Origin of the sequence: Paenibacillus sp. SZ31 (assembly GCF_012912005.1) — a bacterium.
GTDB lineage: Bacteria > Bacillota > Bacilli > Paenibacillales > Paenibacillaceae > Paenibacillus.
Map to the genome: position 1 here is coordinate 337,673 of NZ_JABBEA010000003.1, position 23,284 is coordinate 360,956.

General features: G+C 47.4%; 17 protein-coding genes. 9 read left to right on the plus strand and 8 right to left on the minus strand.

Annotated features, from left to right (window positions below):
* Positions 1–204: 204 nt before the first annotated feature.
* Both HF638_RS08935 and HF638_RS08940 read left to right on the plus strand, forming a co-directional pair.
* The gene (locus HF638_RS08935; protein ID WP_169479886.1) at positions 205–951 is read left to right on the plus strand and encodes a DUF3105 domain-containing protein; all 747 of its coding nucleotides are present in this window, start codon (positions 205–207) and stop codon (positions 949–951) included.
* A gap of 205 nt (positions 952–1,156) precedes the next feature.
* Entirely contained in the window at positions 1,157–2,875 is a 1,719-nt protein-coding gene (locus HF638_RS08940) for a methyl-accepting chemotaxis protein (protein ID WP_169479887.1), read from the plus strand.
* A 150-nt stretch (positions 2,876–3,025) separates the two neighbouring features.
* Here HF638_RS08940 and HF638_RS08945 read toward each other — a convergent pair whose 3' ends face one another.
* Together HF638_RS08945 and HF638_RS08950 are read right to left on the minus strand one after the other, a co-directional pair.
* A complete protein-coding gene (locus HF638_RS08945; RefSeq protein WP_017691781.1) occupies positions 3,026–3,979 on the minus strand; it encodes a nucleoside hydrolase in 954 nt (317 codons plus the stop codon).
* 269 nt (positions 3,980–4,248) lie between these two features.
* Positions 4,249–6,480, minus strand: a complete 2,232-nt coding sequence (locus HF638_RS08950) for an MMPL family transporter (RefSeq protein ID WP_169479888.1) — start codon at positions 6,478–6,480, stop codon at positions 4,249–4,251.
* A 177-nt stretch (positions 6,481–6,657) separates the two neighbouring features.
* Between HF638_RS08950 and HF638_RS08955 the strand changes: the two genes are divergently transcribed.
* Entirely contained in the window at positions 6,658–7,284 is a 627-nt protein-coding gene (locus HF638_RS08955) for a TetR/AcrR family transcriptional regulator (protein ID WP_169479889.1), read from the plus strand.
* 89 nt (positions 7,285–7,373) lie between these two features.
* The gene (locus tag HF638_RS08960) at positions 7,374–7,964 is read left to right on the plus strand and encodes a GNAT family N-acetyltransferase (protein ID WP_169479890.1); all 591 of its coding nucleotides are present in this window, start codon (positions 7,374–7,376) and stop codon (positions 7,962–7,964) included.
* A 40-nt stretch (positions 7,965–8,004) separates the two neighbouring features.
* On the opposite strand, the gene HF638_RS08965 is transcribed toward HF638_RS08960, so the two are convergent.
* The gene (locus HF638_RS08965; protein ID WP_169479891.1) at positions 8,005–8,901 is read right to left on the minus strand and encodes a diacylglycerol/lipid kinase family protein; all 897 of its coding nucleotides are present in this window, start codon (positions 8,899–8,901) and stop codon (positions 8,005–8,007) included.
* 269 nt (positions 8,902–9,170) lie between these two features.
* Here HF638_RS08965 and HF638_RS08970 point away from each other — a divergent pair, with 269 nt between their 5' ends.
* A complete protein-coding gene (locus HF638_RS08970; protein ID WP_169479892.1) occupies positions 9,171–9,722 on the plus strand; it encodes a hypothetical protein in 552 nt (183 codons plus the stop codon).
* A gap of 98 nt (positions 9,723–9,820) precedes the next feature.
* Here HF638_RS08970 and HF638_RS08975 read toward each other — a convergent pair whose 3' ends face one another.
* Genes HF638_RS08975 through HF638_RS08985 form a run of 3 tightly spaced genes read right to left on the minus strand, consistent with a single transcriptional unit; the run spans position 9,821 to position 13,961 of the window.
* Positions 9,821–11,698 (minus strand): ABC transporter ATP-binding protein, encoded by a 1,878-nt coding sequence (locus HF638_RS08975; protein ID WP_169479893.1) that lies wholly within the window; start codon positions 11,696–11,698, stop codon positions 9,821–9,823.
* Positions 11,695–13,422 carry an ABC transporter ATP-binding protein gene (locus HF638_RS08980; protein ID WP_169479894.1) on the minus strand — a complete coding sequence of 576 codons (1,728 nt, stop codon included), beginning with the start codon at positions 13,420–13,422 and terminating at the stop codon, positions 11,695–11,697. The genes HF638_RS08975 and HF638_RS08980 overlap by 4 nt, the downstream gene beginning before the upstream one ends.
* Positions 13,419–13,961 carry a MarR family winged helix-turn-helix transcriptional regulator gene (locus HF638_RS08985; protein WP_169479895.1) on the minus strand — a complete coding sequence of 181 codons (543 nt, stop codon included), beginning with the start codon at positions 13,959–13,961 and terminating at the stop codon, positions 13,419–13,421. Before HF638_RS08985 ends, HF638_RS08980 begins: the two co-directional genes overlap by 4 nt.
* A 277-nt stretch (positions 13,962–14,238) precedes the next feature.
* On the opposite strand from HF638_RS08985, the gene HF638_RS08990 reads away from it, so the two are divergent.
* From HF638_RS08990 to HF638_RS09000, 3 genes are all read left to right on the plus strand, one after another.
* A complete protein-coding gene (locus tag HF638_RS08990; RefSeq protein ID WP_169479896.1) occupies positions 14,239–16,230 on the plus strand; it encodes an S-layer homology domain-containing protein in 1,992 nt (663 codons plus the stop codon).
* Between the two features lie 208 nt (positions 16,231–16,438).
* Entirely contained in the window at positions 16,439–18,256 is a 1,818-nt protein-coding gene (locus HF638_RS08995) for a sensor histidine kinase (protein WP_169479897.1), read from the plus strand.
* Positions 18,253–19,392, plus strand: coding sequence for a response regulator (locus tag HF638_RS09000; RefSeq protein WP_169479898.1), 1,140 nt, complete (start codon positions 18,253–18,255; stop codon positions 19,390–19,392). The genes HF638_RS08995 and HF638_RS09000 overlap by 4 nt, the downstream gene beginning before the upstream one ends.
* A 176-nt stretch (positions 19,393–19,568) precedes the next feature.
* On the opposite strand, the gene uxaC is transcribed toward HF638_RS09000, so the two are convergent.
* Entirely contained in the window at positions 19,569–21,011 is a 1,443-nt protein-coding gene (gene uxaC, locus HF638_RS09005) for a glucuronate isomerase (protein ID WP_169479899.1), read from the minus strand.
* Between the two features lie 203 nt (positions 21,012–21,214).
* Between uxaC and HF638_RS09010 the strand changes: the two genes are divergently transcribed.
* Complete coding sequence (locus HF638_RS09010; protein ID WP_169479900.1) at positions 21,215–21,958, plus strand: MBL fold metallo-hydrolase; 744 nt, start codon at positions 21,215–21,217, stop codon at positions 21,956–21,958.
* Positions 21,959–22,139: 181 nt separating this feature from the next.
* On the opposite strand, the gene HF638_RS09015 is transcribed toward HF638_RS09010, so the two are convergent.
* Entirely contained in the window at positions 22,140–22,769 is a 630-nt protein-coding gene (locus HF638_RS09015) for a hypothetical protein (protein ID WP_169479901.1), read from the minus strand.
* Between the last annotated feature and the right edge of the window lie 515 nt (positions 22,770–23,284).

Sequence of the window (23,284 nt, forward strand, 5' to 3'; positions counted from 1 at the left end):
TTTTTTTTGGTTTTCCAAGGCAGCATTGCGCTGAGCATGATTCATACACTATAATGTGTAGTGCAATAGGTATGTTCTTATTTACGTAACAAACACGGACCTAGCAACTCCCGCTACGTAATGAGAGGATCCACTGTTGTTATTAACACTACATTATGTAGTGTATTGATCACTCATTTTACACAGAAAGCAGAGGAACTCTCTATGGACATGTCTCATATGAATCATATGCAAATGGAGCACGAAGCAGGTACATCCTACCTGTGGCTCATCGTGGGTGCAATCGTGTTGCTGTTCTCCATCGCCGCTTATATCTGGGCATCACGCACACAAGGCAAAATCCTGGGCCACATGAAAAAGAAAGAACGGGCGGACATCCAGAAAAAAAGTCGATACCTTCGGCTGATCGCACATGCATTGATGGCTGTGTCAATTGTTACGTTTGGTCTGTTCTTCCTACAGGGTGCAGGGGCAAAATATGATGTAGCTGATCTGACGTCCAACGCGACAATCGATGTGACTGACGATAAATACTCTGGGGCAGACCATACAGAGGACCCGATCCAGTATGAGATGACAATCCCAACATCGGGGCCGCATAACCCGCATGATATCAAATTTGGATTTTATACCGACTTCCCGGGCTATAATTACCTGGTACACAATCTGGAGCACGGAGATATCATCATCTATTATCGTGAGAACGCCAGCGAGGACTTGAAAGAGCATCTGAAATACCTTGCCAAATTTCGCGAAGCCGGGGCAGGTATACTGGCTGTACCAAACAAGGATATCCCCGAAGGCAGTGAAGTTGTCGTGACTGCATGGACCAAAACGATGAAACTCGACCAATTCGACGATGCTAAAGTGGGTACTTTTATCAATAAATATATTAATCAGGGACCTGAAAAGATTCCTGCCTCCATTCGCCAGGGTGGCGGAACGATGTAACGACGTCTTATAGAATTGAAACGTAATTAGCTCCCGGATCAAATTGACTCGGGAGCTAATTCTTTATCGCCCAGATGCCGATATTTCAAATAGAAAAGTGAACATTGGAAATACAATACATACGAACAAAAAGGAACGACCAGCACCAAAGTAAAGAGACACAGAGATGATTCATCCAACAGATCAAGGGGGAACACTTTTACCAATGAACAGTTTGTTTATGCGGATCTTTTTATTTTTTTCCTGTCTGATGCTGGCCGCAGGTGCGGTTCTTGGCATTACGATGTACCGTTCATCGGCTCAACTGGTCGAGCAATCCATGGGTATGCAGGCACAGGCTGTAGCTGAACGGGCAGCAGCATTAATTGATACCTCCCTGTATGTACCACTCAGTACTGGACAGGACCAAACAGCGTATTATGGCACTTTGCGTGAACAGCTCAGTCAACTGCGTGAAGCCAATGGACTCAAGTATCTGTACACCCTTGGTACACGCGAAGAAAATGGAACTGCTACGTATTTCTACGTTGTGGACGGGGCCGCTGCTGATGTGGCAGAGGACGACTTCTCTCCTTACGGTTCCGCAGAAGAGACCCCTTACGAGGGAATGCTACAGGCTTTTGAGCAGAATGAACCTATTCGGGGCGAACTCACACAGGATGAATATGGCGCTACCATTACAGCGTATGTGCCGATCCATGGAGATGATGGGAAAGTCCTGGGGTTGGTCGGTGCGGATTTGGACTCCACTGCGGTCTATGAACTGATGTCCCGCAACCGTATGACTATGATCTGGACAGCGCTGGCGATTGTGCTGCTCAGTGTCTTGTTGGTGTATGGATTCGCCCACTACTTAACCCGTCCATTGGTGAAACTCAAGAAATTAATTACCGAAGTCGGAAAAGGTGACCTGACGGTAAACGTTGAACTTAGCCGCAAGGACGAGGTGGGACAGCTCGCTTCCGAGTTCAAACATCTGGTCACAGGTACCCGGGATGTCATGACGGGCATCCGTCAAAGCTCTGATTCTCTGCTACAAGCTGCAGAAGGAGTATCCAAACATTCACAAGCGACTGCGGAAGCCAGCCAGCGTATTGCCGAGCATACCAATCATACAGCCAGTGGTGCTGCTGAACAGGTGGCTCGTGCGGGCGAAGTTACGGTAGCTATGGAAGAGATTACACGCAGCATGCAGCACATTGCGAATTCTTCCACCATCGTTGCGGATGTCTCGCAGGAAACGACCAATAACGCGGTGCAAGGTCAAGCCAACATCAACACAGCGATGGACAGTATGGACAAAATTCATGAGGCGAATGTGCAGATGGTAGCCTCCACCTCCCAACTGGAGCAGTATTCCGATAAAATTGAGTCGGTGGCACATCTAATGAAAGGTATCGCTTCACAGACCAATCTGCTTGCACTTAATGCAAGCATTGAAGCCGCTCGTGCAGGAGAGTATGGCAGCGGGTTTGCGGTGGTTGCCTCAGAGGTTCGCAAGCTTGCGGGGGAATCGGAGCAGTCTTCCCAGTATGTAACCGAACTGATCGCCGAGATGACACGCCAGACTGCCCTGTTGTCGGACCATATGTCAGCCAGCACTTCAGCTGTACAGTCTGGTCTCGCTGTTGTTCAGGAGGCAGGCCGTTCGTTCACATCCATTCATACCGGGATTGAGACGATGAATGAACGTCTGCATGAAGTATCCGCAGCATCCGAGCAACTGTCTGCCAGTGCAGAAGAAGTGTCCGCTTCCGTGGAGGACATGGAGCATATCTCGCGTGAATCCTCTTCGAGTATCCAGAAGGTGTCGCACGCTACCGGAAGCCAGCTGCAATCCATGGATGAGATGAGTGCATCCGCAGAATCTCTCCGGGTATTGTCCAGTGAGCTGAACGGATTGATTGGTCGATTTAAAATATAGCGGGCAGCTTAGATTGTTATATAGATCAGCCCACAACAAACAAAGCCGCACGGCAGGGACGGGATTAAGGGGTTCAACCCCATATCCAGACCACTGCCTGCGGCTTTATTTTTGTACCTTTAATGTTGGCACGCCCTAAGGCTGCCTGAATTAGTAGCGCTGCGGAGCAGCTTTTTTACCCAAATCCGTCATGTACGTAAAGAACGCTTCCGGATCGGTATCATACACCAGTTGTACTGGACGTCCGTCTGCTTGCTCAACCGTTCGGCCCTGGCTAGGACCATCCGGGATAACAATACAGTTTACGGTTTTCTTCTTCACGATGTCCTCGCGTCCAACGGAAGCCGTTGTCAGTACATCCCACAGATAGTATGTGGAATTTGTCTCACTGTACACCAGTGGCGGACAACCTGCGTAACAGTTACCCAAGAAATCAACGCCTTCGAAGCGGCGCTCTGCTGCCCAGCGGTTACGAACGGCTGGAGTCAGAGGCACTTTGTTCGTGCTTTCCAGTGCAACCAGATCGATCTGGATGCCGCTCTGCCATACACGGTAAGCCGCTTCCGGGTCCCAGAATACGTTCCATTCAGCTGTGCCGTCATGCTCAGGCTCTTCTACGTTACCACGCTCGAATGTACCACCCATCCATACCAGCTTGTCGATTTTCTCTTCAATGTCTGGTGCTTCGTCCAGTGCACGCGCAAGGTCTGTCAGTGGGCCTGTGAACAGGAGCAACGTTTTGCCTTCGGTATTGCGCACTTTCTCGATTAGATGCTGGTGTGCAGGAACAGCAGAGAGTGGTGCTTCCATTTTGCCGGACTCGTTCAGTACAGGAAGTGCATCTACATAGAAGGAATGCAGTCTCCACGCCGCAGGAAATGGATTTTTCCCTCTGGAGTTGGATTTGGATACCTCTACGGAATATGTACCGAAACGATCGATAATTTTACGGCTGGCATCTGTTGCTGGCTCCAGATATCCGTCTGCCGGAATAACCGATACGCCGGTTACATGTACATTGTCCATTTGCAGAAGCATGAACAGCGATACGAGGTCATCCACGCCGCCGTCATGGTTAAAATACACATTAAGTTGGTTCGTCATGCTTGCTTTCATCCTTCCCCTGGTTGTCCCATTGATGTTGATTCATCCGTCTGCCCTAGGCCGACGCTTCCTCTATTATGTCCCAAAACCCTTGGCTACGTAAACCTTCCCCATGCAAAGAAAACAAGGATCATGCCTCATCCTGCGGATATTTTACAGTTCCACCATTCCATCTCAGGAGGACACACTGCTCTACTGTCATTGTTATAAAAATAAAGAAATGGACAGCGAACTTGAAGCCTCGCCATCCATCTCGCCCAATCCATGCATTACATGGACTGGTTCTGTTTCTCCTCATTCTTTTCGGCAATTGGAACATACTTGCCTGGCCAGAAAGCCCATTTGCCCAGCAATGCGGTGATAGCCGGTACCATGAATGGACGAACCAGGAAGGTATCCAACATCACACCAACGGCTGTGATTATACCAAACTGCACCAACACCTGAATTGGCAATGTAGCAAGTACCGCAAACGTTCCTGCCAAGATCAGACCTGCAGATGTAATAACAGAGCTTGTCTCGCCAACACCTTCTCTAATCGCTTGACGAAGCGGCATCGTTTTGCGTTTCTGCCAGATGCTAGAGATCATGAAGATGTTGTAGTCTTCACCCAGTGCCACGAGGAATACGAAGGAATACAGCGGAATCGCTCCCTGAATGGCATCCGCGCCAAGTCCGTAGTGAATGATGATCCAACCCAGACCCAGTGCAGAGAAATACGATAGAACAACTGTCGCGATCAGGTATGCTGTGGCTACGATTGAACGCAAGTACAACAGTAGTAACAATGTAATCATGCCGATGACCACCGGAATAATGATCTTGGCATCCCGTTCTCCGGTCACTTCAATGTCATACTGTTCAGCCGTCTGACCATCGATCCAGACCTGACTATCCACATTAGCTACACCAGCATCTTGAAGCGCCTGTTCTGCAGTAGCCCGCAGATCCGGAATATGCTGCATTGCCTCCATCGAATATGGATTCAGATTGAACTCAACATCAAAGGCGGTAATGTTGGCATTTTCAGCCCCTTGCTGGGCGTCACCCACCTTGCTGATGTAATCCAGCGATTCGAGACGTTGCTTCAGATCAGTTTCTTTGCCTTCGGCATCGATCATGATTTTGACTGGAGCCAGCTCACCTTGAGAGAACTGTTCGCCAATGACCGTGAACCCTTCGCGGGAAGGTACATCCTCCGGGAAGGAAGACAACAGATCGTAGGTGAATTTCACCTGAGTAGAGAACGCCGCAAGTCCTCCCAGCAATACCAACGTAATTGCAAGAACGGTCCATGGCTTCGTTACTACAACACGGCCAATCCAGCTTTCCTTCACTTTGCGCGGGGCAGGAGCCGGTTTGCCTTTTTTCTTCGCACGTTCGACTTCCATCTCATGAGTACGCGGTACGAACGGGTAGAATGAACCCCGACCGAAGATCGCAAGAAGGGCTGGAACCAGCGTCAGACTTGCAATAAACATAATAAAGATGGACAGACTGAATGGTACGGCAAAGCGATGATATGCACCATATTCAGCCAGCAACAGCACCAGTAGTGCTGCAACGACCGTGAATCCACTCATGGCAATGGCGCCGGAAGATCCGGTAATTGCCTGGAAGATGGCTTTCTTTTTATCCGGCTCATGATAGAGAATTTGGCGGTATCTGGAGATCATGAACAGACAGTAATCCGTTCCTGCTCCAAATAACAATACGGTCATGATCGAGATCGACTGTGCGTCCACCGTGATCCAGCCCTGATCCGCCATGAATCCGAGAATGGGGCTTGTCACCATATACGCGAATCCAACGGCAATGATCGGGATAATCGCCAATACCGGCGAACGATAGATCAACAACAGCAGGACTAATACCAGTACAACGGTAGCGATCAGCAAGGATACATCGGCGGAGGAAAAAAGTCCGCTCGCATCAATGGATATCCCTACTGGCCCTGTCACACGGGCAACCAATGTATTGGTATCATCTATAGCTACATCAAACGGGTTCGCCCCGAAGATGTCTTGTGTTTTTTGCTCAAGCGCTTCAATACCTTCCTTCAATTGTTCCGAATCGGCACCTTCATTGAAGAAAAGTGGCATAACCAAGGTGCTTCCGTCTTCCGAAAGCTGGCCTTTCAATGCCTGTGGTGGCAATTGATAGAGTGGCACAACGGACTGCTGTTGTTCTACCGGATCTTGATCCAGTCGCTCCGTTAATGCCTGAATGTTCTGAATCTGCTCATCCGTCAGACCGCCGGCTTGACGCCATACGATCAGTGCGGGCAATCCTTCACCACCAGGGAATTCCTTCTCGGCAAGTGCAGCTGCCTGAACCGATGGTTTGGATTCACTCAGATCCTGTGCGTTATTGGTTTCACGATCACCTACAGCAGGCCATACCATACCAAGTACAACGGCGATAATGATCCATACCAACAGCGTAATCCATTTGCTTCGTTTGCCAGCAACCCAGCGGCCATAACCCGAACCTTCCTGCATTGTCTCTTCATCTCCCTATATTGTTTCTATGAGGCCCTATTTTTGTGATGTTATAGAAATGAACCACGGGTCATAGTATAATCGAGTTAATTATATATACCGGAAGGTTAATTATGCAATCCCTATTTTTGTGAACACGTCTAACAATCGATTAAATACGTAAAGAGGTATGTACCTATGAGCAAAAAAACAAACATTCCCCGTTCACCGGGTAGACCCAAAGCAGGTGTGGATCAAGCATCTGTCCAAACCAACATATTGATGACTGCGTCACGTCTGTTTATGGAATACGGGTATGAACCCGTCTCACTCCAGCAGATCGCTTCGTTATGTAATGTGACCAAAGCATCGATCTATTATCACTTCTCCAGCAAAGCCGATTTGTTCACCGTTGCCATCACCCGCATGATGGCGATGGGCATGCAGCAGACTTCGCTCCGTCTGGATGAACCTGGTACATTGCAAGAACGACTGGTTAAGGTTGCTGAAGCGAAGATGCAGCATTCCCATATTGAAACGGAGACCATGATGCGAGAAGCCGAGAAACATCTGGATCCGGAGCAACTCGCTCAGATTCGGGAAGCAGAGGTTCGTATCTTCGAAGTGCTAGCCACCCATTTTCAGAAGGAGATGGACAATGGTTATTTGCGGGCCGCCAGTCCCATGCTGCTTGCCCATGCGTTTACGTCACTGCTCATGCTCGCCAATCGCGAAGATGTACGCAACATGAATGGCGGCAGCATTGAGGAACTTGCGCAGGAACTGGTGGCGCTGTTTCTGGATGGAGCGGTTAAGCGGAACTAAAGACCCTTCTATACGCTGTCAGTGAGCAGCACAAGATGAATTCCGGAATGTTGACCCCTTATTCCAATCACATTTTAGGAGGAACAACTATGTCCCCACCAAAACCATCACCCCGCATCACCCGTCTGCTGGAAACATCGCGCATATACCTGCGCCCTTTCGAGATTACAGATGTGGATGCTTATTTCCCCAGCCTGTTTGATGCCGAGATGCGCAGGATGACGGGTACACAGAACAGTTTTACACGAACTCAGGTTGAACGTTACGTTGAGAATGCAGCACAGGATGACTCCAGACTGATGCTACTGATTGCTTTGCAGGAAAATGACCAAATCATCGGAGATATCGTCCTGATGGACATGCATGCCAAGAATCGCAGTGCACACATCCGGGTTGCTATCGATCAGGCTGAGCATCAAGGAAAAGGTTACGGTAGCGAGGCGTTGCTGCTTATGCTGGACTACGGCTTCGGAATCTGTAACTTGCATCGAATTGAGCTTGAGGTGTACGCCTTTAACGAGCGAGCCATTCGCACGTATGAGAAGCTTGGATTCCAGCGCGAGGGTGTGAAGCGGGATGTCTTGTTCTACAATCATCAATACCATGATGCCATACAGATGAGCATGCTGGAGGATGAGTTTAGGCAACGTCATATGAAAGATCAGGCAGGGAATGTTTGATTTTTCGATCAGCTAAAATCAAACTAAAAAACCGGGGGATCTAATAACCCTCCCCGGTTAGAAACTTCAAATGACCCGTCAGCACCGATAGCTCGGCGGGTGTCTTCATATACAATTCGCCATCCGTGTCAGCTGACATCGGCGCATCCGTCTTCACTTTTAACGTAGATGCCTTGAAGTATGAAATGCTCTCACTCTGAGGTTGCCAATCTCCCTCTGGCTTGTGCGACAGCATCTCTCGCAGCAGCGGAACGCCTGTCTCATGAATAATGAGCACGTCCAGTTCACCATCCTGCAACGCATCCGGTGCAAAGGGCAGGGCATTCGTTCCCAGAAAACGGCCATTGGCTGCGTAGATCATCACAGCTTCGCCTTCCATCTCTTTCCCATCCGCCTCCAGTTGGTAACGAAACGGCTCTGTACGACTAATTGTCTGTAAGGTGCTGATGAAGTAACTGAGCTTACCCAGCGCGCCTTTCAGATTCTCGTTAATATTCTGCGATGCATCACTGATCAAGCCAATGCCGAAAAAGTTCGTGAACACCCGATCATTAGCCCGTCCAACATCAATGGACACCACCCGACCTGCCAGCATTTCTTGTGCCGCAGTCTCTGCATCCGGTGAAATGCCGAGAGAACGCGCAAAGTCATTACAAGTGCCTCCAGGCAATATGCCAATCAACGGAGGATTTTGCAGATCGGCCAGTCCATTCACACATTCATGCACCGTGCCATCCCCACCGAGGATAAACACCACATCGAATTGTTCCCCGCGCTCACGACACAGCTTCTCTCCCTCACCCGGTTCATCCGTGCGCACAATGACGAGTTCGTGAACAGCAGGAGCCAGCACACCAGCCACCATACCCACTGTATTCTCACGATTGGCCTTGCCCGAATGATGATGATGAATTAACAACGCTTTGTTAAACTCCATCCTTCTCTTCCTCCATTCCAATGTTTGTTACCCTTTACCCACAAAGGTCGAAGCCGTAAACAAGCCCTGCGCTACTCGCTCATCATGATCCAAAATAGGTTTCCCAATTAAGTATGCATCCTAATCGGCATTCATTCGTAATAGTATGCATGAGAAAAAAGGTTTCTCCACACCTTATGTCATAAGGTTGCAAATTTTGCTGGTGAGAACCCATTCAAAATGAGTCAAAGCGGTTATATCTATACCATATACGAATGGAGGGATTCCCTATGATTCCGGCAACGTTGGAACAATTAGAGCAAGTTCGCAAGGAATGCCGTACCATGGTTCGCAAAAGAGCTACCGCATCTGCCGGTACAACACTCGTTCCGCTGCCCGGTACAGACGTACTGGCTGATGTGGGGATGCTGATGCAGTTGCTGCCTGCCATTAACAATAAATTCGGATTATCACAAAAACAGCTGGACGGCATGGACCCCGAGACCAAATCCATGATCTATGGATTCGTCATGTCCATCGGAAGCAAAGTCATCGGTCGTATGATCACCAAGGAATTGGTGGTACAGGTTTTGAAAAGAGTCGGCGTACGCGTAGCCACCAAATCGGTCGCCAAATTTGTTCCATTTGCAGGACAGGGACTGGCTGCCGCACTCAGCTTTACAGCCATGCGCTATGTGGGTAACAAACATGTGGATGACTGTTATGAGGTCGTCAAACGCATGATTGAGCAGCGCGAATTGATCCCGGGTGAACCCGCTCCATCTGCACTGAAGGAAGCTAATAGCGACGACGCGAAGGTGGAAGTGAATAAGAATCAGTAAATAACTCATTCATATCTCAGCGTCAATCCTCTAGAGATACGACAAATAGCCGGAAACCCCTAAGGGTTTTCGGCTATTCTTGTTATTTATATCTATAATCAGATCGCTTGCGGCTGTTGCTCCGTAAATTGACTATTGTACAGATCCGCATAGAAGCCCTGACTTGCCATCAATTCTTCATGATTGCCCTGTTCAATCACGTTACCATGATCCATAACCAGGATCAGATCGGCGCCGCGAATGGTGGACAAACGGTGTGCAATAACAAAGCTTGTGCGATCTTTCATCAGATCATTCATTGCTTTCTGGATAAACACTTCGGTCCGTGTATCTACACTGCTCGTTGCTTCATCCAGAATGAGAATAGCTGGATTTGCCAGGATCGCTCTTGCAATTGTGAGCAACTGTTTCTGCCCCTGGGAAATGTTCGATGCCTCTTCATTCAGCACCGTATCATATCCATCAGGCAATGTGCGAATAAAGTGATCCGCATGTGCCGCCACGGCTGCTTTGATGACTTCCTCTTCCGTAGAACCTTCTCGACCATAGGCGATGTTGTCCCGAATCGTTCCGTTGAACAACCAGGTATCCTGGAGCACCATTCCGAACAGACTGCGTAACTTGCCACGTTCCATGTCCTTAATGTCAGCACCGTCAATCGTAATCCGACCATCCTGAATTTCGTAGAAACGCATTAACAGGTTGATCAGGGTGGTTTTACCGGCTCCTGTTGGTCCAACAATGGCTACCGTCTGTCCCGGTTTCACATCAATGTTCATGTTATGAATGAGCAGTTCATTTTCTTTATATCCAAAATTAACACCTTGGAATGCAACCGCACCTTTGGGCTGCTGTAATTGCACGGGTTGTTTGGACTCTGGAACTTCTTCCTCTTCATCCAGCAACTCGAATACACGTTCCGCCGAAGCAATCGTCGATTGAATAATATTCGAGATATTCGCAATCTGGTTAATCGGTTGTGTGAATTGACGGGAGTACTGTGTAAAGGCCAGAATATCCCCGATGGAGATAGACCCACGTGTAACGAAGATCCCACCGACCACACAGATCAGCACATAACCCAGGTTACCAACAAAACTCATGAGCGGCATAATAATACCGGAGATAAACTGAGCTTTCCAACCGGATTCATACAGCTCTTCATTGACTTTCTCGAATTGCTGTACGGATTGTTCTTCGCGTCCAAATGCTTTGACGACCTTGTGTCCCGTGTACATCTCTTCGACATGACCATTCAGTTCCCCAAGGGATTTCTGTTGACCTGCAAAGTGTTTTTGCGAACGGGATGCGACCAGCATGACAACAACCACACTGAGTGGCAACGTCAAAATCGTGATCAAGGTCATCCATGGACTAATCGTCAGCATCATGATAATTACGCCGACAATCGTGACGATAGACGTAATAAACTGTGCCAAACTTTGCTGAAGTGTATTACTGATATTGTCCACGTCATTCGTGGCACGGCTAAGCGTCTCCCCAGTCGTGCGGGAATCAAAGTATTTCAAAGGAAGGCGTCCAACCTTCGCACTAATCTGCTCACGCATGTCATAGACAACACGCTGGGCTACACCGGCCATCAGATATTGCTGAACATACATAAATGCAGCACTGAATAGATAGAGTCCGCCAAGCAGGTATAATACTTTCATCAATGCAGGAAAATCAATCCCGGCCCCCTGCACACCCTGAAGGATGGCAATGGCGCCTTGGCTGAGAATATCCGTTCCTTCGGCCATGATCTTTGGACTGATGATGCTGAATACGGTACTCAGAATGGCTGCGACCAGCACACCCAATAGGCGAGAACTGTGGGGCTGGAGATAACGAATCAAGCGCCGCAGTGTACCTTTGAAATCTTTCGCTTTCTCAGCGGGAGGTCGCATGCCCATTCCGGGACCTGGACCCGGTCCACCAGGTGGACGAGGCGACTTGCGTTCTGTACGTTCACTCATGCGATCTCCTCCTCTGTCAGCTGGGAGGATACAATCTCACGATACACTTCATTGTGCTCCAGCAGCTCTTTATGTGTTCCTGAACCGACAATTCGTCCCTCATCCATGACTAGAATGCGATCGGCATCCATTACTGTACTTACGCGCTGGGCTACAATCAGCACAGCCGCTTCTGTCGTTTCGGACTTCAGTGCAGCACGAAGTTTAGCATCCGTTTTGAAATCGAGAGCAGAGAAACTGTCATCAAAAATATAGACTTCCGGACGGCGAACAAGTGCGCGAGCGATGGACAGACGTTGCTTTTGTCCACCAGATACATTATTACCTCCTTGTGCGATAAGGCTATCATATCCTTCTTTCATCTCGGTAATGAAGTTCTCTGCCTGAGCCGTACGGGCTGCATGAACAACTTCATCCATTGTGGCATCGTCTTTCCCGTGACGGATATTCTCCGTAATCGTACCCGTGAAGAGGACTGCCTTCTGCGGTACAAAGCCAATTTTGGCACGTAGATCTTCCTGCCGAAGTTCACGCACATCCGTACCATTTACCCGAACACTACCTTCAGTCACATCATAGAATCGTGGAATAAGACTGAGCAATGTCGATTTCCCTGAACCCGTACCGCCAATAATGGCTGTCGTCTCACCTGAGCGAGCTGTGAAGGAAATACCAGACAAAGCTGCATTCTCTGCACCCGGATAACGGAAGGTTACATTATCGAACTCAATCATACCTTGCATCGCTTTCATGCCACTCGGCTGCTCAGGATTGCTAAGATCCGGCTGCATATCAAGTACTTCGTTGATCCGCTCTGCCGATGCCGAAGCTCTTGGAATCATGACAAAGATCATGGAAACCATAATCAGCGAGAACATAATCTGCATCGCATACTGAATGAAGGCAATCAGAGAACCAATATTCATATTGCCGCTGTCAATCCGCAAACCACCAAAATAAAGGATGGCAATCATCGAAAAGTTCATAACCAGCATCATTACAGGCATGATGGTCGCCATGAGCACATTGACCTTGATCGAAGCGTCCCGCAGTTCCGTGTTGGCCCCATTGAAGCGTACACGCTCATGCTTACCGCGGTTAAAGGAACGAACAACCCGAATCCCTGTTAATTGCTCCCGCAGCACCAAGTTGAGTCGGTCCAGCTTTTTCTGAATGGTTTTGAACAAAGGTAAACCCTTGGCACCAATCAGCGCAATGGCTCCACCCAGTACAGGAAGCACAACCAGGAAGATCGTAGATAATTTGGCGTCCTGAGATACCGCCATGAAGATACCCCCGATACACATGAGCGGAGCCATAATCATCATGCGCAGCATCATCGTAAGTACGTTCTGTACCTGTGTAATGTCATTCGTTGTACGCGTAATCAATGAAGCAGTACCCATCTTATCGAACTCCTGGAGCGAAAAGTTCTCCACATGACGGAATACTCTGCTACGCAGTTGTTTGGCAAACCCACCCGCTGTGCGGGATGAGAGGTAACTGGCAATCACCGAACATACTGTTCCGCCAATCGCAATGACCAGCATCCAACCGCCAATCTGCCAGATATATGGGATATCTCCTTTAATAATGCCGTCATTCACGATGTCTGCCATCAGCGTGGGTAGGTACAGTTCAGCCAAAGACTGTAACATGATCAGACCCAGAATGAAGAAGATGGGGATTTTGTAAGGCTTCAACATGCGAAACAGTTTCATCATGGCGTATCATCTCCTTGTGTCGAATCATCCTTTTGCAGGGAGGGAAGTGTATCAAAAAAGGTGTATACCTTCGTCAATAGCTCAGCCAGCTGAGTGCTGTCTTCTTCCCCCAGGTGTTTAACGAGTTTGTTGAATATCTCCATGCGCTCTTCATGAGCAGCCCGAATGATTTCACGGCCTGCTTCAGTAATCGTGATGCGGACAGCACGCCGATCCTCCGGGTCCATCGTCCGCTTGACCAACCCCTCATCTTCAAGACCCCGAATAACCGGTGTAATGGTTGGTGACTTCACTCGTAGCAAAGCACTGATTTCCGAGACTTTCATCCCGGGATGATTGGATTGGATCGTGTCATTAAAATCAGGCGGGTTATCCTGCCAATTCAACCGTTCTCCCGGATGCATCCCGTGGAGCAAACAACCCAGCACCATAATTTCATTGTGATTGCGCCCATGAGGTTTATGTTGCCTCCATTTGCCTTTATTAAACTGCATGATGGAGTATAAAAGCTTCTGAGCGACCGGATCAATACCCGTCATAATGGGTTCCTCCTTCTTTCTTTATCATTCCATAGACATCCAACATCATAGGACATCTATTAAATAGCATTACAATTAAATAGATGTACAATTAATTAGGTATACTAAGTATATTCTCGAAAGAAGACAAAGTCAAACATCTAAAAATAACCAATATAACCCCATAACAAGAGCTGATGTGCGCTTGATTATGGGGTTTGTCATTTTGCCGTCATTGGAGCCCGTTATACTTATTTCAAAATGTAGTAACCAGAATTTAAGGAGATGAAGATCAAAGATGAACAGATTCACAATAGGAAAAGCAGGCTTGATACTGGCTTTATTTGCAATAGTGCTAAGCGGCTGTGTAAGCAGCAAAAGTTCTTTTACAGTAGAATACCCAATGGATATGCCAAGTCAAGATACCCAATTATTCTTCCGCTATTCCACTGGAGAGATTGTACAGGTTCCAAATATTGAAACTGGAAACCAGGTAGAAATGATTACGGATATTAATAAAAAACTAGTCGGGGGATATGCTGAAGCCGATGGGGTTGCTTGGGTTCCTGATCCTGAATATCCAAGTAATAGTCTAATTTATCTGAAAAATATTCAAACTAACAAACCAACAACTGCCGCAGATCATGTAACGCTAACCGGAGCACCCGTGCCGTCTCCTGTTTATCCTGGTTATTTAAGTTATACGTTGGCTGTCTACGATGATCAGGGGAACCCTGTTAACAACCGAACTGAAATCTTTCTGCATGGAGACGATCCCAATCTGGAGTTTCATAGTCTGTATGGATATGGCGACCAAACCGTAACAAGTGGATACTCATACTATACAGAGGGTGGACTTGGGCTTGTGACTTTCCACATCAAATCCACTCCAATTACTAAGCCAATCAGTGTATACTCTGGCTCAAAACTGCTTAATAGTAACTTACTATCCATCGTTACCGATGTTAAAATAACCAACCCGGACGATGTCTATTCCGTAGTAACTGGTGAGACGTTGGCTCTAAATGCTACAATCCTACCTACTAATGCAGCTAATCCTAACGTAACCTGGTCTGTCTCGGATCAAACCGGAACAGCCACGATCGATTCGACTACAGGCGTAATTACCGCTGGAGACCCGGGAACCGTTTTGGTTCAGGCGACTGCTACGGATGGTAGTGGAGTCGTTGGAAGTGTTCAAGTCACCATTACACCGCCTCCTATTCTCGTCAATTCCATTACGATCAACGGCAGCGATTCTGTGCAAGCAGGCCAGTCGATTCCACTAACCGCAAATGTTTTTCCATCCGATGCTTCGAATTCTTCTGTAGTCTGGACCGTGCAGAACGGAACAGGTAAAGCGACTATTGACGCAAACGGAAAACTAACTGGAACTTCAGCAGGATCTGTTCAGGTTAAAGCCGAGGCAGCAGATCTTTCAGGCGTATTCGGAACCAAAACCGTTGTGATCAGCGCGATTAACAACGGGGGTAATGGAGGCAATACAGGTGGTAACTCTGGAGGAGGTTCAGGTGGTGGATCAAGCTCACCAGCAGCACCTGCACCAGTTCCTACAACTGTACCAACACCCGTGACACCATCTGAGCCGAGTCCTCAGCCAACACCCGGAACAACGGTAATACCTGGACCTACATTCAACAACCAGGTTATCAATATGGATACCTTCATGACGAGCTTCACCCAGAAGATTAAAGCAGCACAGTCCAAGCCTGCGTCAGTTCAATTAACCGATACAACTACGCACTGGGCGGGTTCAACTGTAGATACATTCGTAAAACTGGGTGTCGTAACGGGTTATACGGATGGCTCCTTCCATCCAAATGCCAGCATCACCCGTGCCGAGTTCGCAACCCTGATCACCAAAGTATTCGATCTGTCGAGTAACCAAGGCAATACAATAAGCGACGTATCAGGTCACTGGGCAGAATCATCCATTCGCTCTCTGCAAAGTAAGGGTGTGTTGTCCGGTTACCCGGACGGTACATTCAGACCGAATCAAGAGATCAAACGTTCTGAGATCATCGCCATCATCTCGCGCATTATGGATCTGAGCAAGGTACCAACCGCAGAAGCACCCGCTTTCTCCGATCTGGAGCATACCTGGAATAAAGCTCAGCTCCAGCAAGCGGCAGCAGCCGGAATTATTCAAGGAGATCGGAATGGAGAATTCCATCCTGCGAACTCTGCTTCCCGTGCAGAAGCACTGACTATTATTTTACGAGTGCTCCAGACCAATTCTGAATTTGCAGCACTTCTTCACTCCCTATAATTAAGATGCAATAATTGAAGCCTGCCAAGCCTGTTTCCAAGTCTTGGTGGGCTTTTTTAACAGATTCAACCATCGATGGAAACTTCCTTTTTGAACCCAAAAATAAAAGTGAATATCCGCTCTCAAACACGTATGTTTTTAATCTTTATTCTGATAACATAGGAGGCATATCTTGCATGAATATTACTTAGATCGAGGCGGCCCATCCATGAACCCTAATATGTATTTATCTGCATTGCTGATGGCTGCAACCTGCTGCACGTTAATGCTCGCTTACCTCTCCTACAAAAGAAGAAGCTCACCCATAGCCGTCAGTTACGGCCTGGGGATGCTTGTCAGTTCTTTTTATACATTCGGCTATGGCTTCGAGATTATTAGTCAACAACTGGACCATATTCGTTTCTGGCTTCGAATTGAATATATTGGAATTCTGCTCGGGCCAGTTTTCTACTTCCTTATGGTGCTGCATTACACAGGCCGTGAATCATGGGTGCGTACACGCAATGTGCTTCTGTTGCTACTTGTGCCTTCTGTTACGTTCATCATACATAATACCAACGAGTGGCATCACCTCTTCTATACCAATATGACGATCGATACATCCTGGGGATTCCCGCTCGTGTCTCTTGAGAGAGGACCTTTATTTTCTGTTCATGTTGTGTTTTCCTATGCACTGTTCTTTATTTCTGTTTTTTTCCTAGTACAGATGTTGCTTCGTGCCACACCCCCTATGAAAAAACAAATCATATTTATGATTATTGGCTCCTGTGGGCCATTCATTTTCTCACTAATTTACCTAAGCAACATCTTTCGTTCACCCCTTGATTTTTCTCCATTTGGATTTGTTATATCGGGCATCTTCTACACATGGGGAGTCTTCCAGTTCAATATGCTTCGTCTGGCTCCGCTGGCATACCAAAAGGTATTCGAATCCATACAGGATGCTGTTATTGTGTTCGATCTAGATCATATGTTGACCAGTTACAACCGTTCTGCCCGGAGTATCATTGAGTCTCTTCATCCCCAAAGCTTGGGCCAGCATGCGAGTCAGATACTTGTACAATACCCACAGCTTCTAGCAAAGTTGCTTGAACAGGAACCGCTTAACGATGTCCGCAAAGTTCAACTCTCCAACGACCCAAGTGGCAAAATCTATAACGTTCATCTTTCTCTTGTTCAGCATCAAAGCGGTAAGACCATTGGCAAGATGCTACTGCTAAATGATGTGACTGAAGCCGTACAGGCCGAGAAGAAACTTCGCGACAACGCCCAGCAGTTAAGTGAGCTCAACACGTTCAAAGATCGAATGTTCAATGTCGTGGCTCACGATATTCGTGATCCTGTAGCCGTACTGGTTAATTTGATGGACTTGCTTGAGGAAGAAATACAAGAATCGAGTGCTGATCATGAAGAGATTATCCATGAAATGAAGCACCAGATTCAAAATACGTTCGCTCTGGTAGAAGGACTGCTCGAATGGTTCCGCAGCCAAGGCGAAGGGCAGGTCTTCCATCCGGTAGAACGAGATTTACACTATTCTGTGGAGGCCAGTATACGCTTGTTACGTGTTCGCAGCGAGAATAAGCAGATTCGAATGGTATCGAATATTTCACCAGGAGTGTCCGTCTATGCGGATAAAGAGATGCTTGACCTGATTCTTCGAAACCTTTTATCCAACAGCATTAAATTCACTAATCCGGGAGGACAGATCACGTTGAACGCCGAACGAAAGGATCAGCATATTGTGGTATCCGTAAGCGATACGGGAGAAGGGATTACAGATGAACAGGCACGTTCTCTGCTTCAGGATGAGTATCCGGTATCGGCAACGGGAACCGCAGGAGAACGAGGCATCGGGTTTGGTTTGAATCTGTGCCGGGAGTTCGTACGCCTGAATGGGGGCGAAATCTGGTTTGACAGCAGACCTTCCCAGGGCAGCAACTTCTACTTCTCTGTACCTCTTCCACCCCAGTTTAATGCAAACGAGCCTTCTCCATATCCCGTGCAGGTGGAGGACAATACATGAAGGTTATTCTGGTAGACGATGAGAAAGCCATGCACCTGATTATGAAAAAGATGCTAGCAAAGATCGGGGAAGTGGAGGTCATGGGTGCATTTTTGGATACTATGGCGGCATCCTCTTATCTGAATGATCACGAGGTAGATCTAATTTTTGTCGATATTAACATGCCCCGGGAAAGCGGATTGGAATTTGCAGAAGGACTGCGACAGCAGGGCAAACAGACTCGGATTGTATTTATAACGTCTCATGTAGAATATGCCTTATCTGCATTCGATGTCTTTGCCTTTGATTATATGGTGAAACCGGTGAAACAGGAGCGACTCCTCCAGACCGTACACAGAGCGCTGGCAGAGTCGCGCAGCATGCTATCTGTGGAAGAAGTCGTGGCGACGATTGAAACACAAGCGGTAGAGTTCAACGCTCTCGGCAGAATCGAAATTCACAGCGACCACGGAACCAAGACCAAATGGAGATCCAGTAAAAGTATAGAATTGTTTGCGTACCTGCTTGTCCAGCAAGGACGGCTTGTGTCCCGTACCCGTCTCATTGAAGATATCTTCGGAAACATGCCACAAAAAAATGCTGAAGTCTACCTCAACACCACGGTCTATCAGCTACGCAAGTTGCTTAATGCGTACGGACTGAAGAAAGTACTGCATACGTACAATAATTATTACGCCCTGAATTTAAATGATATTACGGTGGATGTTATCCGCTTTGAAGAAGGATGCAGACGACTATCTGTCATCCAATCCAAGGCCGACATGGAACAAGCCCTGTTGCTTGAGCAGCTGTATGTCGGTGATTTATTCGGAGAGTATGGATACACGTGGTCCTTGAGCGAGGTCGAACGACTGTCACTCATGTATAGCGCACTAAACCAACGGTTGTGTAATGCCCTACTGGAGGCCAAAGATACCAGTAACGCCATCCGCCTGCTCAAAAAACTCCTGCATCGCAATGAATTAAACGAAGAATCGCTGATCCTGCTCATGCGGGCACTTTCCATGCAGAAGAACAAGGAAGCCCTGATCGAACATTATGAGCAATATACAGCACATTTACTTCAGGAAATAGGTGCGGCCCCTTCTCCCGAGCTTGCTGCTTTATATGCACAATTATTATCAGAAACCCAGTAGTTGTAGGGTCAATGGATATGGTGCCATGAATCCAAATTATAAAAAAAGCTCCCATTCTATACTCCGGTGGATGAAGACCCGGATATATAATGGGAGCTTTTTATTTCAATGGAAAAGAAGAAACAAGATAGCTCTGTTATTGCATAACTTGCATGATTAGGTGTACTTGTTGAGCATCAAGACTGTGAAGCTGAGACCGTTTTAAGTACTGAGGCAAACGGGAAATATTCTTTCGCATTGTTGTAGGCAATGCCCTGTACGATCTGACCGAGCAGCTCCATATCCTGCGGTGCCTCGCCCTGTTCAGCCCATTCACCAATGAGATTGCAGACCAGCCGACGGAAATACTCATGCCGCGTGTAGGACAGGAAGCTGCGTGAATCGGTCAGCATGCCGACAAATCGGCTGAGCAGTCCAACATTCGCCAGTGCCTTCATCTGAGCGAGCATGCCATCCTTTGTATCATTGAACCACCAGGCGGCACCAAGCTGGATTTTGCCCGGAATACCCCCGCCCTGGAAGCTGCCGATGATCGCCGCGAGCACTTCGTTGTCCCTTGGATTCAGAGAATACAGAATCGTTTTGGGCAGTGCTTGTTGCTGTTCCAACGCGTCGAGCAATCCAATCATCGCTGCGGAAAGCGGCGTATCATTCACGGCATCGTAACCAGTATCCGGCCCAAGCTTGGCAAACATCCGCGTATTGTTGTTACGGGCTGCATTAATGTGGAACTGCATCACCCAGCCCCGATCTGCATACAGTTTGCCAAGGAACGTCAGCGTTACCGTCTTGTACTTGTCCTCTTCCTCACGAGTTACCTTCTGACCTGCAAGTGCCTTGGCAAAGATGGCAGCTGCTTCCTCTCGCGTAGCCACGCCGTAAGGAACATAATCAAGTGCATGGTCAGAAACTCTGCCGCCTACGGAATGGAAGAATTCCACCCGAGACTCCAGCGCAGCAAGGAAGGATTCATAATCGGAAATCGCGGTGCCGGATGCCTGTGACAGCTTGCCCACCCATTCGGTGAAGGTATCCCGGTTCAATTCCAAGCCTTTATCCGGGCGGAAAGAAGGTAATACCGCCGTATCAAAGCCTTCGATTTCCTGAATCTTCAGATGATACTCCAGAGAATCCGTTGGATCATCGGTTGTGCACACAACAGTGACATTGGACTTGGTAATCAGATCACGTGCACCGAATCCGTCACTGTTCAGTTTGGCATTTACTTTTTCCCAGATGGCTGGTGCGCTTGTCTCATTAAGAACTTCGTAGACGCCAAAGTATCGCTGTAATTCCAGATGAGACCACGCGTACAGCGGATTACCAATCATCATGGGTACCGTTTTGGCGTAAGCCAGGAAACGATCGTAATCGGTCACTCCCTCGCCGCCGGTTACATATTGCTCTTCAATTCCGTTCGCGCGCATGAGCCGCCATTTGTAGTGATCACCGTATAACCAGGCCTCTGTAAGATTGCCAAAGGTTTTGTTCTCGTAGATCTCCTGAGGACTGAGGTGGCAATGATAGTCAATAATCGGCATGTCTTTGGCATAATCCTCATATAACTTGACCGCCGTTTCATTGTGCAGCAAAAATTGTTCATCCAGAAAAGATTTCATTCGCCTCGCACGCTCCCTTTAGGTGAGTTTACGTTCATATGGGTTCACTTCCCATCTTTACGCTACACTGTTTGCCATCAAAGTTCAATATAAAATGATAGCGTTATCAAAAAAGGTTGATTTAGGCATATATTCGCGAACAAGGTATACTGGATTTAACGCAAGGATGCTGATCTGAAGATCACACAAGGAGATGAAATGAATTGAAAATTACTTTTCTCGGCACAGGAGATATGTTCAGCGTGGAACAGCATCACAATAGTATGCTGGCTGAATTCGGAGAGACGCATCTGGTCATTGATTTTCCAGAATCGAATGCAAAAGCACTCAAGGAATATGGATTCGCCATGACCGATATTCAAAATGTGTTCATTACCCATCTGCATGAGGATCATATTAATGGTGTACAGATGCTGGGTTATTACGCACAGATCGTAGGCGACCGCAAACCCCGTCTGTTCATCCACGAACAATTGGTAGAGCCACTCTGGAACATTCTATCTCCGGGCATGCGCTACACAACGGATGGTGAACGTACCATGAGCGATTACTACGATGTAGTTCCCCTGCCAGATGGAGGCACATTTGAACTGGGCGGCGTGACGTTTGAGACGTTTCGAACGCAGCATGTTCCCGGTATGATAAGCAATGGGCTACTCGCCAAGCCTTACTTCTATTACAGTGCAGACAGTACACTCGACCAGGAACGGGTGGAGCAGATCGCCGCTGATGTGCAGCTGATTTTCCATGAATGCCATATGCATGATCTGGTGATCAAATCCCATACTTCATTAAAGGATCTGGAGCAGTTACCCGCCGAAGTGAGACGGAAAACCATACTGATGCATTATCATGACGAGTACGCCGATGCGGACAAACGGGAACAATTCAACCGCGAGCATGATCTGCGGATGGTTGGCACGTTGGAATCATTTGAACTGGAGTAGGTAAAATCATACACCCGAAAAGCCTGGAGCATTTTCAATGGAACGAAGTGAGTTCAATCGAATGTGGGATACGATGAATCAGTATTTTGAAAGGTAATAACCTTATCATTTCAATAAAAGAACCGGCAGCGTCTACTCAGATTCCTAATATGGAGCTAGTGTGCGCTGCCTTTCTATGAATCTAATCTTTCTCCCATGACTTCATATACTCAATCGTTCTCGGAGATGGCTCGGCCTGGATATGGAAATAATCTTCCGTTCGCTGATCATTCGGCCCATAGGAAATTTTGATATACATATTCGCGTAACTCTGGATGAAATGACTGGCGCTCTCCGCCTTTGGCTTCAAGACATAACTCCTACTCAAACTCAATCCGAGCGGTTCCTTGTCCAGTCCTAAACTAATCTCGTGTGTATTGCTCACATTGGAATGAAATAGCTCTCCGGCATCGATCTGATTCATCATGTCGGGATCGAGGGTGAAGGACTGAATGACATTAACCATGGGCACCCGAGCCTCATTCACCAGAATCTCATAAGAAATCCGATCAACTCCGGACTCATGACTCACATCCACCGTTGCAGTCAAAGTATACTCATCCGGCGTATTCTTCTGAAAGGACTCAGGTTTCTTCGTAACCCGCTCATTCAAATCTCTTCGCTCCGAATTAAACGTATAATCATCGGTTCGTTTCGGTTCACCCGCCGGCCTCTGGTTTGCTCCCAAACTGCAAGCCCCCAGACACATGGCTAATACAAATAGATACATGACTAACGGGAAGAAACGGTTCATCTCTCTTTTGAAGCTCATACCATCCCTCCTCTTCTCAAGTCGTCTATCAAGAATAAAGCTCATTAGATTTTGTTGTTCGATTTTTTCTCACTCCATATTTGGATTATTATACCGTATATTAAGATGTAAAACTGAACTGACTCTGTTTCATTTCATGTTTAACTTTCAGCAGCAATTTGTTTGCGTATGGTGAGCCTTAGGCCACGTTAAGCTAACGAATCTGAAAGACCTTATTCGGATTAAATTCAAGGTTTCAATATTCTAACGAATCTCAGACGCGCTAATCTGCTGATGTTGCTCCATTTGGCGCTAATTCTATCACTTTTATGGGCAATAAGGTTACTGAGATTCGTTAGAATTCCCATAACGCCATTTCAGTGAAAATAAGGTGTGCTGGGTTCGTTAGGATGGAGTTTTAGTTGTACATAGGAAAATGCAAAAAACCACCTGAACACAGGACTGCTAGCTCGCCTGTTCAGGTGGTTCAACGATTTATATACTTTTTTCATAGCATAGCGATCTGATTATCTTTT

Coding starts and splice junctions, on each gene's coding strand:
- HF638_RS08995 (WP_169479897.1), top strand. CDS start 16,439: ATGAACCCTAATATGTATTTATCTGCATTGCTGATGGCTGCAACCTGC.
- uxaC (WP_169479899.1), bottom strand. CDS start 21,011: ATGAAATCTTTTCTGGATGAACAATTTTTGCTGCACAATGAAACGGCG.
- HF638_RS08940 (WP_169479887.1), top strand. CDS start 1,157: ATGAACAGTTTGTTTATGCGGATCTTTTTATTTTTTTCCTGTCTGATG.
- HF638_RS08960 (WP_169479890.1), top strand. CDS start 7,374: ATGTCCCCACCAAAACCATCACCCCGCATCACCCGTCTGCTGGAAACA.
- HF638_RS09015 (WP_169479901.1), bottom strand. CDS start 22,769: ATGAGCTTCAAAAGAGAGATGAACCGTTTCTTCCCGTTAGTCATGTAT.
- HF638_RS08980 (WP_169479894.1), bottom strand. CDS start 13,422: ATGATGAAACTGTTTCGCATGTTGAAGCCTTACAAAATCCCCATCTTC.
- HF638_RS08965 (WP_169479891.1), bottom strand. CDS start 8,901: ATGGAGTTTAACAAAGCGTTGTTAATTCATCATCATCATTCGGGCAAG.
- HF638_RS08990 (WP_169479896.1), top strand. CDS start 14,239: ATGAACAGATTCACAATAGGAAAAGCAGGCTTGATACTGGCTTTATTT.
- HF638_RS08985 (WP_169479895.1), bottom strand. CDS start 13,961: ATGACGGGTATTGATCCGGTCGCTCAGAAGCTTTTATACTCCATCATG.
- HF638_RS09000 (WP_169479898.1), top strand. CDS start 18,253: ATGAAGGTTATTCTGGTAGACGATGAGAAAGCCATGCACCTGATTATG.
- HF638_RS08945 (WP_017691781.1), bottom strand. CDS start 3,979: ATGACGAACCAACTTAATGTGTATTTTAACCATGACGGCGGCGTGGAT.
- HF638_RS08955 (WP_169479889.1), top strand. CDS start 6,658: ATGAGCAAAAAAACAAACATTCCCCGTTCACCGGGTAGACCCAAAGCA.
- HF638_RS08950 (WP_169479888.1), bottom strand. CDS start 6,480: ATGCAGGAAGGTTCGGGTTATGGCCGCTGGGTTGCTGGCAAACGAAGC.
- HF638_RS08975 (WP_169479893.1), bottom strand. CDS start 11,698: ATGAGTGAACGTACAGAACGCAAGTCGCCTCGTCCACCTGGTGGACCG.
- HF638_RS08970 (WP_169479892.1), top strand. CDS start 9,171: ATGATTCCGGCAACGTTGGAACAATTAGAGCAAGTTCGCAAGGAATGC.
- HF638_RS08935 (WP_169479886.1), top strand. CDS start 205: ATGGACATGTCTCATATGAATCATATGCAAATGGAGCACGAAGCAGGT.